Source organism: Flavisolibacter ginsengiterrae DSM 18136 (genome assembly GCF_059568575.1).
Map to the genome: position 1 here is coordinate 405191 of NZ_JCANTR010000001.1, position 12249 is coordinate 417439.

General features: G+C 42.6%; 11 protein-coding genes. 3 read left to right on the forward strand and 8 right to left on the reverse strand.

The window, feature by feature from the left end; translation table 11 throughout:
• Positions 1-450: 450 nt before the first annotated feature.
• Complete coding sequence (locus tag BP74_RS01845) at positions 451-1185, reverse strand: TrmH family RNA methyltransferase (protein ID WP_496370472.1); 735 nt, start codon at positions 1183-1185, stop codon at positions 451-453.
• Between the two features lie 17 nt (positions 1186-1202).
• Between BP74_RS01845 and BP74_RS01850 the strand changes: the two genes are divergently transcribed.
• Positions 1203-3563 (forward strand): BamA/TamA family outer membrane protein, encoded by a 2361-nt coding sequence (locus tag BP74_RS01850; RefSeq protein WP_496370474.1) that lies wholly within the window; start codon positions 1203-1205, stop codon positions 3561-3563.
• On the opposite strand, the gene truB is transcribed toward BP74_RS01850, so the two are convergent.
• From truB to BP74_RS01880, 6 genes are all read right to left on the reverse strand, one after another.
• Positions 3551-4237, reverse strand: coding sequence for a tRNA pseudouridine(55) synthase TruB (truB, locus tag BP74_RS01855; RefSeq protein WP_496370476.1), 687 nt, complete (start codon positions 4235-4237; stop codon positions 3551-3553). The genes BP74_RS01850 and truB overlap by 13 nt on opposite strands.
• 351 nt (positions 4238-4588) lie before the next feature.
• The gene (locus BP74_RS01860; protein ID WP_496370478.1) at positions 4589-5941 is read right to left on the reverse strand and encodes a DUF58 domain-containing protein; all 1353 of its coding nucleotides are present in this window, start codon (positions 5939-5941) and stop codon (positions 4589-4591) included.
• A complete protein-coding gene (locus BP74_RS01865; protein WP_496370480.1) occupies positions 5941-6918 on the reverse strand; it encodes an AAA family ATPase in 978 nt (325 codons plus the stop codon). Before BP74_RS01865 ends, BP74_RS01860 begins: the two co-directional genes overlap by 1 nt.
• A 1-nt stretch (position 6919) precedes the next feature.
• A complete protein-coding gene (locus tag BP74_RS01870; RefSeq protein ID WP_496370482.1) occupies positions 6920-8131 on the reverse strand; it encodes a DUF4350 domain-containing protein in 1212 nt (403 codons plus the stop codon).
• A complete protein-coding gene (locus BP74_RS01875; RefSeq protein WP_496370484.1) occupies positions 8128-8925 on the reverse strand; it encodes a DUF4129 domain-containing protein in 798 nt (265 codons plus the stop codon). Before BP74_RS01875 ends, BP74_RS01870 begins: the two co-directional genes overlap by 4 nt.
• Positions 8918-9883, reverse strand: a complete 966-nt coding sequence (locus BP74_RS01880) for a stage II sporulation protein M (protein ID WP_496370486.1) — start codon at positions 9881-9883, stop codon at positions 8918-8920. The genes BP74_RS01875 and BP74_RS01880 overlap by 8 nt, the downstream gene beginning before the upstream one ends.
• Positions 9884-10184: 301 nt before the next feature.
• Here BP74_RS01880 and BP74_RS01885 point away from each other — a divergent pair, with 301 nt between their 5' ends.
• Positions 10185-10979: an RDD family protein gene (locus BP74_RS01885; RefSeq protein ID WP_496370488.1), complete on the forward strand. Its 795-nt coding sequence runs from the start codon at positions 10185-10187 to the stop codon at positions 10977-10979.
• A gap of 152 nt (positions 10980-11131) precedes the next feature.
• On the opposite strand, the gene BP74_RS01890 is transcribed toward BP74_RS01885, so the two are convergent.
• Entirely contained in the window at positions 11132-11335 is a 204-nt protein-coding gene (locus tag BP74_RS01890; protein WP_496370490.1) for a hypothetical protein, read from the reverse strand.
• 680 nt (positions 11336-12015) lie between these two features.
• Between BP74_RS01890 and BP74_RS01895 the strand changes: the two genes are divergently transcribed.
• Positions 12016-12249: transposase (locus tag BP74_RS01895; protein ID WP_496370492.1), on the forward strand; the 234-nt coding region annotated here is incomplete at its 3' end.

Consider the following 12249-nt stretch of genomic DNA (forward strand, 5'->3'; position numbering starts at 1 on the left):
ATTAGAGCACTTCTTACTCACATTGGGCATTAATAGAGAAAGTTTACGAACTTTAGTTCTCTTTTCCTTCACTTGAAAATTGAACATTGATTGTTGAGCAATTTTTTTCCTTCATCCTAAAGAAAAATTGCATCAAATTAATACCTCTACAACCGAAGCCTTCGAAATTCCTGGTTCTATTGTTCGACATTCTCTTTCTCTTAGTGCTCCTTACGGCCTTTGCGCTTTGTGGCCTTTCTTCTCCGTAATAATCCTTATCAATCTTAAAATCTTAGTTCTCTTTTCTTTGAAAATTGAATATTGAAAATTGTTTATTGAGCATTTTTCTCCTGGTCATATGGTATGACTGTATTCTAAATGCGTCTCCGATCTAAGTCACTTCTTCATTCGATATTCCTTGTTCATCTTTTCGATATTCCCTTCCTCCTCAATCATAAAAATCTTAGTTCTCTAGTTCTTTATCATATGCGATAAAATGATCCCGGTAGCTACTGCAGCATTCAATGATTCTGCTGCTCCTATCCTGGGTATGGTAATTTTTTCAGTAGCCTTTGATAGCCATTCCTTACGGATACCCTTTGATTCATTACCTATCAATAATATTCCCTTCGATACATTTTTGCAATTATAAACCGATCTGCCCTCCAACGCAGCGGCAAATAGAGGAATACCTGAATGTCTGTCCATCCACGCTCCTTCTTCATCATAATAGACATTCACCCGGGCAATGCTGGCCATGGTAGATTGAACCACTTTTGGATTATACAGATCTGCACAACCGGCACTGCATACCACATCCCTGATTCCAAACCAATCTGCTATCCGGATGATAGTGCCAAAATTCCCCGGATCCTGTATCGTGTCAAGGTACAGCGTGAACCCTTTTGCTAATGGTTCCTTGACTGGCAGCTGCCTGAATATGGCCAATACCCTGTGTGCAGTCTGCAGGTGCGACATTCTTTCCAATTCCACTTCAGATATCTCCGTAAGTTTGTGCTTATCGAATAAATGACCTGATTCGTCAGTCCATTCTTTCACACCATAGATCATTTGCAGTTCAACCGGTAGTGCCTGGGCCAGCTCCATCACCAGTTTTGGACCTTCTGCTATAAACAGGCCGGTTTCCTCCCTGTGTTTTTTTAGGCCCAAACTTTGAATATCTTTGATTTCTTTTTTACTAAGCATTAGACTGGCTTTACTTTATGTTTGTTTCCGCGGCAAAACCTTTCATACGATATTACCTTTTCCTGGCAGCCGCATTACCTGTTTTTTTCTTTTCATGCACTATCAAGGATTATCCTGTCAATACTCCTTTTGTGTACAAGACCAATATTAATCTGCAAGATAACTTCAGCATCACCGAAAAAAAAGTATTGACTGAAGGTCTTGGACAGCAATTACATGACAGCATGCGTGTGCGTTGGGTAAAAAAGTTCCTGGTAGCGCAGGTTTTAAAAAACCCACCAATTTACGACAGCAGTAATGCCATGAAGTCTTTGGTATTTATGAAGGGCTTTCTGAACTCCCTTGGTTATTACAGGGATTCGATCAATTACCATACACAAATTGATACTATTGGTAACCAGTACCGCACCACGGTCAATTTCAATGTCGTGTCTGCCAAATTATTTAAGCTTGATTCCATTTCCTATAACCTGCTCATTGATACTTCAGACCAAAGCATTATCCATAGCCCTGCCAGGGATACGCTTCAAAAACTAACCGATGAGTCCTTGAAGCAGACATTTATTAAAAAAGGTGATCCTTTTTCCACGCCCGTATTGTCGCAGGAGATCAACCGGCTTTCTGATATTTACCGGGACAATGGTTTTTTGCGCTATACCAGTGATGAAATGCTGGTACTCTGGGATACGGTTGGACTTGCATTGATTCGCCCCACACTAGACCCGATAGAACAGGCGCAACAACTGGAGAAACTGAGGCAACGCCGCCTTAACCCCACTGCCGATGTGGAATTCCGTTTAAGAACCAGCCCTGATTCCGCCCGCTTTATCCGTTATTTCATTGGTAACGTCAGGGTGTTCCCTGATCTTAGTGCAGATACCGCCCTTTATTATCCCACCATTGAAAACATTGGAAAATATCAATTTGTTTCCTACCCCGCATTGTTTAAAAACCGGAAGCTAATAGACTATATCTACCTGCGGCATGGAGAATTGTATAAACAAAGTAATTATCTTAAAACGCAGAATAAATTCAACGCCCTCACGGCATGGAGACTGGTAACTATTTCTCCCTATCCCCGCATCGGGCAGGATACGGTGGACTTTGATATTAAGCTGACACCAGCACGCAAATACCAGTTCAGCGCCAACCTTGAAGGTAGCCGCAACCTGACCACTTTCCCTGTGCCAGGTAATTTGTTAGGACTGGGTATCAACCTGGGCCTGCAAAACAGGAATTTCGCCCGTGCGGCCAACCTGGCGGTAACGAATTTGCGTTATGGAATAGAATTAAATGCCAAGTCAGGCAACAATGAAACGACCATTCAAACGCAACAATATTCCTTAAGCAATACGATCCAGTTCCCACGAAAAGTACCTCATGAGATCCCGCTTTTCAAAGGAAGCAATGAAAATGTAAGAACTATCCTTGGAATCAACCTTTCTTACACTGACCGATTTAAATACTATACAGTTCAATCAATCAATACCTCCTGGGGTTATGAGAAGACCTGGGAAAATAAATTACTTGGGATCCGATTCCCCAATATTGAATACTATTTCCTTAACAGGCAGTCCGGCCTGTTACAATTGATAGACTCTAATAAATCGTACCGGTATATTTTCAACAAAGGATTGGTGCTTTCCACACTGGCCAATTATAACAGGGCGGGTGGAAGCAAGAATGTCACCAACCTGCTGACAATTGGTGGAGAGATCTCCGGCTTTGCAGCCAGCCTCATACCCTCCAAATTTTTAGATACTAACTTATACCGTTTTGTAAAACTTGATGCAGAATTCAGGCAAACGCATCGAATTAGAAGGTCAGCTTTTGCCTGGCGCATATTTGGTGGACTGGGCTATGGAATACCTACATCTTCTTTAGACTCTTTAAATCTCTTCCTCCCCTTTTTCAGGCAATATTTCGTAGGTGGTCCCAACAGCATGAGGGCCTGGGGCGTTAGAAGGTTAGGGCCTGGTTCTTCTATCAAGTCTTTTACCCGTTTCAACAATCCAGACCGCTTTGGAGATATGCGATTGGAGGCCAATGCAGAATACAGGTTCTACCTGGCCAATATCAGCGGTGTTATTTTAAATGGTGCGTTTTTCACTGATATAGGGAACGTTTGGTTCCTGAGAAAGAATCCTGATTTTCCCGATGGAGAATTCAGGTTGAATAAGCTATGGAAAGATATTGCCATTGGTGCCGGAACCGGATTACGTGTAGATTTCGGTTTCCTGAAGCTACGCTTTGAATATGCTTATAAAGTGAAGAACCCAACTCCTGATGCCAGCAATCCTGCAGAACAAAACAAATGGTTCTACAACTGGCAATTGATGAACGGGCAGTTCCAGTTGGGGATTGATTATCCCTTCTGATCCCTTACTTGTTTTTCAAATGCTTCCATGGTCAGTGCCTCACTTAATGAAAAGGCTCCAATTCTTGTCCTGCATAAACTGCTCAAATAACCACCACAACCCAGGCTTGCTCCAAAATCATTGGCCAGGCTCCTGATATAGGTACCAGTAGAGCAGACCACCCTGAAATGCACAACCGGCATTTCTATGGACGTGATCTCAAAAACCGAAATGGTCACTGGCCGGGCTTCCAGTTTTACATTCAGGCCCTGCCTTGCCAGTTCATATACCCTTACCCCTTCTTTCTTGATGGCGGAGTGAATGGGTGGCACCTGTTGGATCAGGCCTGTAAAAGCCGCTGTGGCAGCATGAATCTGTTCATGGGTAATTGAATCAAATGGCTTAAAGTCCTGTGGTTCACTTTCCAGGTCATAGGTGGGTGTAGTGGCGCCCAGTGTAATGGTACCGGTATATTCCTTTTCCTGCGCCATGTACTCATTGATCTTTTTGGTAAACTTCCCAGTACAGATGATCAGCAAACCCGTGGCCAGGGGATCCAGTGTACCTGCATGACCCACTTTTTTTGTCCGGGTCAGGTTGCGCACCTTACGCACCGCATCAAAGGAGGTCCAACGTAATGGCTTATTGATCAGGAGCACCCTCCCCTCTTCGTAAACATTTGGAATTGCTTGCATGGCCGGCAAATGTAGGGAGGGGAAGGAATAAATGGTGAGAGGTTAAATATTTATAGGGAAAATGGGTGAGTTGACAGGTTAACAGGTTGAAAAGTTAATAAGGAAGGGAGAAGCATAACCGAACCTTAACCAGGTAAAAACTCAATTAAGTTATTTTTCATTGTGCTAACTACAACCTTGAAGAAAAGGAACCTTTAATATACTATTAGATCTCTCTAAAAATCATATACTCACATGTACCCAAGTTTTTCCATTCAACTTATTAATGACTGCAATTCACAGTTCCCTCCAACCTAACGAACCAGGAACAAAAACCATAAACCATAAACAAATGGCCTATGGCAATTTACCCTATATGCTTTGGCGGTTCTTCAACTCTAAATACTTGTTCATAGTATTGATAGAGAGCATCTGGGGCGTGCTTAATACGGCAATGATACCATGAGCTTGCAGTTCCTTGGCAATGAGCTTTTTTTCATGACGGTATTTATCAGCAATAGTCTTTATGTAAATGTCTTCGATAGTAGTAGCCTTTTGCTCAGTCAGTACCTTCAGTTCAGTATTCTCAAAGAATACCACCATCAACAAATGGTAATGCGCCAGCAATTTTAAGAAGGGAAGCTCTCTTTGCAGGCTTTCGATAGATTCAAAATTGGTGAAGAGAATGAGCAGGCTCCTGTGGTTGATACGGTTGCGGACAATGGAAAACAATTGTTCAAAATCCGGCTCCAGGAAATTGGTCTCCTGCCTGTACAAAACTTCAAGAATATGATTGATCTGTGTAGGTTTTTTATCTGCCTGGAGAAAGGCATCCAGCGTTTGGGAAAAAGTGATCAGCCCTGCCTTGTCCTGCTTGTGCAACGCCACATTGGAAATGACCAGGGATGCGTTAATAGCATAATCCAGTAAGGTCATGCCCTCAAAGGGCATCTTCATAACCCTTCCTTTATTGATGATACAGTAGATCTGCTGGCTCCTTTCATCGGTGAAATTATTCACCATGAGGTCACCTTTGCGTGCCGTAGCCTTCCAGTTGATGGTACGGTAATCATCCCCTCGCACATATTCCTTGATCTGCTCAAACTCCATACTGTGTCCCAGCTTCCTCATCCGCTTCACACCTGTCTGCTGTAGGTGATGTGCCACAGCCATCAATCCATAACGGCGCATCTGTATGTAGGAAGGATACACTTTTACGGTTGCTTCATTGTGAAAAATAAAACGCCTGCGTACCAGTTGCAGTGGCCCTTTCACGTAAACATTGATATTGCCGAAATGGTATTCACCCCGCTCATTGGGTTTCAAAATATACTCCATACGAGCTATTGTCCCACGCTCTATTTCCACCTTTCTTTTCCATTTGCGTTCCTGGAACTGGAAGGGCAATTCATCAATCAGCAGGCACTGCGCCTTAAACTCATACTGGTTGTTTAATTCGATCACCACTTTGTTTTCATCCCCATTGCTCATTCGTTCTCCTATAAGTCGTTCGGCCTCCATTCCTTCCTTTTTACGGTACAGAATGAAGGCGTCAATACCAATGCTTAGCAAAAGGCATATTAATAGCAATAAGGCGATATTGAAGAATGGAGGTGCGAAATAACTTAAAGCAAAAACAACAGCAATGCCAAAACCACAGTAATACACCAGTTTACTGAGGTAAAAAGACGTCGAATCCCATATGGTGAAAATTCTTTGCAGCATTACCTGGGAATCTCCATGGTTTGAATGATCTGGCGTATCACTGCATCTTCCGATACGCCTTCCATTTCCTTGTCAGGGGACAAAATGATCCGGTGACGCAACACAGGAGGTACTACTTCCAGTATATCTTCAGGAGTTACGAAATCACGCCCGTTTATGGCAGCATAGGCCTTTGATGCATTCATAATCGCAAGCGAAGCACGGGGCGAGCCGCCCAGGTAAATGGATTTATGGTTCCTGGTCTGGTGAACCAGTTTGGCAATAAACTGCAACAACTTTTCTTCAATAACAATATTCTTCACCTGTTTCCGTAGCGATACCAGTTGCTCTGCTTTCAACACAGGCTCAATCGTTGACAATACATTGGTATTTCCCATCTGGTGAAACTGTGTGAGTATTTCCATTTCCTCTGATTCACTGGGATAGGGAACCAACACCTTGAACAAAAACCGGTCAAGTTGCGCCTCCGGCAAACGATATGTGCCTTCCTGTTCAATGGGATTCTGTGTAGCCAGCACCATAAATGGCACTGCCATGGAATAGGTTCTTCCATCAACCGTGATCTGCTTTTCTTCCATCACTTCAAACAAGGCTGCCTGTGTTTTTGCGGGAGCGCGGTTGATCTCGTCAATCAGGACGATATTACTGAACAAGGGACCTTTTTTAAATTCAAATGTTCCATTGGTTGGGTTGAATACAGGTGTTCCCAAAACATCAGAAGGCATCAGGTCAGGGGTGAATTGTATACGTGAAAATTGAACAGCCAGGCATTTGGCCACCAGTTTGGCAGTCAATGTCTTTGCTACTCCAGGCACACCTTCTATCAGGACGTGGCCATCTGCCAGCAGGGCGGTGATGATCAGGCGCACCATATCATCCTGGCCCACGATGATCTTTTTGATCTGTTGTCGCACAGCGTTAACAGCATCGTTCAATTCAGAAAGGTCGGTGCGTATTTCAAAAATCGGTTCTTCCATTTCAGGTATTTTGATAAAATAATTCCAGTTGTTTATGAAAATGACTCAACTGGCTGTCCGATAATGCGGGCAACCCATCAAGGTCATTGATAAATCCCACCAGTTGTGCAATTTCCTGCTCGGGGTATCCTGTTTTATAGTGCAGGTTCCGGGCAAATTCTTCATCTAAAGTATAGGTTGATAATTTATAATTAGAACGAACATGATCAAGAAAATAGCTGGCCATTTTTTTTGCCAGGTTCTTATGGTCCCTTTTGTCAAAATAAAGGCGCCCCATTGTTTTAATAAAATCCAGTGAATCATTATGAGGCCTCACTGAAGCAGGAATCATCCTTTGCATGCGGCGCATGCCTAGCAGCACAAAGATCAGCAGCGTAACTATCCCCGTGAGCAATGCCCATTTAAAGGCAGGATATTTCATCAATACGCCCAGCCAGTTAGGTTCTTTATCCTTAGTTCCTTTAGGCTTCACCAGGTAATATTCATTCCATAAAACTTTATTGACCGAAGATGGAATTACAGAAAGTGCAGACTGGTAATAGCCAATGTTATCTTTATGAAGCAGGAAATAATTGCTGAAGGCCAATGGGGCTACATGAATAAAAATTTTTCCTCTCTCCGACTGCATTTGAATAAAATTGGGTCTTCCATTTTCTCCCCTTCCCAATACCCTTGATCGCAATGTATCCAGCGAATATATTGAGCTCTCATATTTCCTGCCCGGATAGAGGTAGAACCTGTCAGAAGCAAATACGGGCTTTTCCAGACGCACACGAAGACTGTCATTTTCACGATTCATCAACTGGTCTATTGTGTTCTCATTATAGGAGATATGAAAAGCCTGTACGGCTTCGTAGGAAAATGACTTGGCTACTATGAAAACATAATTACCTTTTTTCACAAAGGATATAAGCCTGCTGATCTCATCTTCATCAGCGTTGAATTGATCGGCTATCATGATCACAGCCTGGTTCCCCTGTTCCATGTCAAGAGAATCCCAATAAGCAGGGTATAACTTATTGTAATAGATGGAGGCATTGGGGAAAATAGCTGGCAACAATTCTTTGGCAGCAGCAGTACCATAGGGTATCTTATCCGATTGTTTTAAAGTGACCCTTTCATCCATTTTCTTACTCCTGGCTGAAAAGATCAGGATGAGAAGAAATGCAATGGCTACCAGGCCAGCAATAATATGGAAGGTGTACTTTCTCATTGGGCCAGCTGCTCTTTAAAACTTTCAAAATCTTTTTGCAAAAGAGCATAGCGCTCATGGTTTAAAGCCAGTTCACCATACCAGGTATATTCAAAAACCCTGGTAAGGGTAGAGAATTTTTTATATAATGGCGTGTTGTATAACTGGGCCACATAATCACTATTTGTTTTACCTGTCTTGTAGGTAATGAATTCCTTTTCTGCCAGGTCGCGCAATGTACTCAAATACCACAACCTGATGGCCAGGCGAAAATCATTTGCTGCCAATGCTTTATGCAGTTCCTTGCCATAATCAAGCGTGAAGATATTTTCACCGGGATCCAATTCTTCTATATCCTTGATGGCCACGCTCTTTTTCCGAAACAGCGATATATTACTGGATGCCAGGAACCATATCATGATCGCTAAAAAGCTTCCCAGCACAAGGAACCAGAGTAATTGGGTGAACCATGCGCGCTGGTACCATTTTGTGTTTTTACCTGGTGCCCTTATTTTTTCCCGCTCTGGTGCCGTATTCACATACCAGTAATTTTCATCCTTCTTTAATTGAGACACAACTGTATCAGGGATTTTCCTGACCACCACCACCAATGGTTCTTTTATTGTATCAAACAGTTCCGTATTTCCTTCTTCACTGGTCACCTGTGTTATGACCGTATCCTCAACGCCTGGTGATGTGATCAGGCTATCCAGGTATCCTGAACTGTCCTGTGACCACGCAGCCATGTGAATCATGCAGGCAAGTGAAACTACCGCTATCCGGAGATAATATTTTTTAATAAAACTTTTATGCATGCACCTCCTTCGGTTCTTGTGCACTGGCAGATAAACGTGCAGGGTAGATAATAAAATACCAGATTATAAAGACCACGGAAGAAAACAAGAGCGCCAGGTTCAAAGGCAGTGGCATTTTATAATACCTTGTAACAAAGCCTTCGAATAATGCAGCAATTACAAACACAGGCACCAGTCCAATGATCATCTTGATACCATCCTTCGTGCCCTCCCTGAAAGCATCTATGCGGCGCCTGGTGCCGGGGAATAAAAAACTGGTGCCCATCACCACGCCCGCGGCACAGGCAATGATTATGGCTGTAAGTTCCAGCATGCCATGTATCAGCACCGTAGTAACAGCCTTACCTGCCAGGCCCTTCACATAGAACATATGCTCAAACGCCCCCAGGCGGATCGATTCCTTACCCAGGGAAACCAGGCTGGGAATACCCAGCACAATACCCCTGAAAAAATAAATGAAGGAAACAAGGATATTGTTCACCATGATGCGCATGAACATGATAAAAGAATTGGGATCCTGGTACACTCCGAACGGGTTGCCTTTTTCAATATTATCCTCTGTCATGTTCACATAATTGTCACCCAGGACCTCCCTGACAAAACCAGGTTCATGTGAGGCGGAAAAAAAGCCCACAGAAAAGAAAAGCGCAAAAATGACAAAGGCAATAAGAATGATGGTATGGTGCTTTTTCACGGTAAGTGGAACATCATACCTCCAGAATTTCAGCAGCCTGTTCGACTCTTCCCTGCGGTTGCGGTAGATCTTCAGGTAAATGCGGGCAGCCAGGGAATTGATATAGCGGGTGACCCGGCTTGTGGGGTAAAAAGTCTTGGCATAGGCCAGGTCATCTACCAGCTTCACAAAATCAGTGGCCATTTCATCGGCGCCCTGGGCCGCTTCCTGCTGAACTTTTTCCCAGCGGTCTTTATTTTTCTTTATGAACAGGCCTTCACGCAAAAGGGTAAATTAATGTCGTAAAATACTATTTTTACGATAGTTAGTTCAGAAAAAGAAAGTTTAAACTTTATAAAAGTGAAACCACAGGGATAGAAAGACACGGAGGTTCACGGAGTTTTAAATTGATAACAATAACAGGCATCCTGAGAATTGAAAAAGGGACTGGTTATATACTTGCAATGTTATTTGTATGTTCTGGTAAAGGCCTTCCACTCAACGTGAGGGATTAACAAGGATTAACCACTAAGTGAATAAGACCTTGGGTCCTGGCTTTTAAATTTTAATAATAGAAACGATTCGCATGTCAACCATCCGGGTATCAACCAATTTTAATATTGACCTTGAGTTTGAGGCTGCGCCTTTTTACAAACGGCTGCTGGCATGGTTGCTTGATTCCATAGTGCTGGTAATGTACCTGGTAGTAGCTGCACGGTTCCTGCTTTCGTTTGCAGGGAAGGGCTCCGATAATACGCTTTGGGCGCTGATCATGTTATTGATCATGCCCTACCTTACTTACCATCTTGTTTGCGAGATCACCATGAATGGTCAGAGCATTGGAAAAAGGATCATGCGCCTGAAGGTGGTCAATGAAAACGGAGGACAACCTGCCATCGGGCAATATGTTATCCGCTGGCTCATACGTACATCAGATTACATGGTTGTCGTGGTAATGCTGTTCGCACCTGTAGCGGCGAAGGCCGGCGATTTTGATTACCTCTGGAAGATAGGTATCCCGATGGTGCTTTTGTTCATTGATATCGTGTTGGTCAATTCAGCCAAAGGCCAGAGATTGGGCGACCTGCTGGCCCATACACTCGTGATCAGTGTTACCAAAAAAGGATCTATTTCAGACACCGTTTTCCTTGAAGTTGAAAATACCTATATACCCTCCTTCCCCCAGGTCATGCAGCTTAGCGACAGGGATATCAATGCATTGAAGGGTATACTGGATTCAGCCAAAAAACGGCATGATTACAACCTTGCGGAAATGGCCAGTAACAAGATCAGGACACATCTGAAAATTGAAACACCCCTGTCCCCTTTTGATTTCCTCGAAGTATTGCTGAAAGATTATAATTACCTGGCATCGCATTAAAAAACCACTTATGAACAAGTGGTTACTAAATGGCTTATAGAGGCAATAATATATTACACAGAGGCTTAACAGTTACATTGAAAGCCAAAAAACAATTCATCATTACTTGCGATTACCAATTCAACCCGCAAACTGCCTGATGACCTGCCTGCTCATTTCCTGGATAGCGCATCATTATTTTCTATGGCACTGAAGGCGCATAAAATAGTAGCAACGGCAGAAAGGAAAAAGCAAATCGTCAACCAGATGCTGGCGTGATTCTCCTGTGACCAGTTACTATCAATGACCGTGTATAACCATACAGAAATAACCGCAAACATAAGACCTAGTGCGATCCATTTAATTGATGATGTCATAACGTATCTTTTTATATCAAGAATTCGAAATTGTAGAAATGCCTGGCTTAAAACATGATCCGTTTTCAGGGAGTATGCCTGCAGTTAGTTGGTGTGGTTTATAAAGGACCGGATCTTGGGTATCCTTGTACCTGCCAGCGGGAAAATTCCAATCTGGAAATGTAATGCCCTGCTTTTACTATGGCCTTTTTCGTTCTTTTAAAGTTACGAAAGAAATGAAGCTAAAAACATGATAATTGCCACTATCGATAAGATTGTGCAAAACATCAAAAGCTCACTTTGAATTTTATATAACGCAAATAAGAAGAATAAATTGGCTAAGCTTTTCTAATAGCTATTAAGCAATGCTGTTTTAATGCTGTAACTGTTAACGTTACATAAAATATTTATATCTAAGGTCTACTATTTCAAACCTATGAATAAGCAGAAGGAGGTAAAAGTTTAATTCCCGAATTGTCCGGTTTAATAATACCCATTTAACCTAAGACCATTTTATTGTTAACTATAGAGACAATCTACATAATCCACATTCTATAGTTCCGCTTTACTTACTTGACTTCATAGGGTAGTGTTTAGATAACTGTGTAAAGGGATAGGGAGGCACAGCAGTTGGAAGATGAGGATTACCTCTGCTGCTGTTGCCGGACGATATTGGTTAACTTTAAAACACAGTTATTGTTATGGAAGTCAGCGAACAATTAAAGCTTTTGCTCAAAGAGCAGATAAAGCAACAATCCAGTGCTGGTGGCATCAGCGATTTATTGCAACAGGTCTTTAAAGAAGCTATCCAGGAGATGCTTCAGGCAGAAATGGACAATCATGTAGGCTATGAAAAGCATGCTCCTGATGCCTGTGAGTACCCCAATAGCCGCAATGGAACCAGCTCAAAAACACTTAAAACAAAGCTTGGTAAT

Excerpts from the sequence above, each read along its gene's own strand:
- BP74_RS01845 (WP_496370472.1), bottom strand. The coding sequence starts at position 1,185 with ATGCTTAGTAAAAAAGAAATCAAAGATATTCAAAGTTTGGGCCTAAAA.
- BP74_RS01850 (WP_496370474.1), top strand. The coding sequence starts at position 1,203 with ATGTTTGTTTCCGCGGCAAAACCTTTCATACGATATTACCTTTTCCTG.
- truB (WP_496370476.1), bottom strand. The coding sequence starts at position 4,237 with ATGCAAGCAATTCCAAATGTTTACGAAGAGGGGAGGGTGCTCCTGATC.
- BP74_RS01860 (WP_496370478.1), bottom strand. The coding sequence starts at position 5,941 with ATGCTGCAAAGAATTTTCACCATATGGGATTCGACGTCTTTTTACCTC.
- BP74_RS01865 (WP_496370480.1), bottom strand. The coding sequence starts at position 6,918 with ATGGAAGAACCGATTTTTGAAATACGCACCGACCTTTCTGAATTGAAC.
- BP74_RS01870 (WP_496370482.1), bottom strand. The coding sequence starts at position 8,131 with ATGAGAAAGTACACCTTCCATATTATTGCTGGCCTGGTAGCCATTGCA.
- BP74_RS01875 (WP_496370484.1), bottom strand. The coding sequence starts at position 8,925 with ATGCATAAAAGTTTTATTAAAAAATATTATCTCCGGATAGCGGTAGTT.
- BP74_RS01885 (WP_496370488.1), top strand. The coding sequence starts at position 10,185 with ATGTCAACCATCCGGGTATCAACCAATTTTAATATTGACCTTGAGTTT.
- BP74_RS01890 (WP_496370490.1), bottom strand. The coding sequence starts at position 11,335 with ATGACATCATCAATTAAATGGATCGCACTAGGTCTTATGTTTGCGGTT.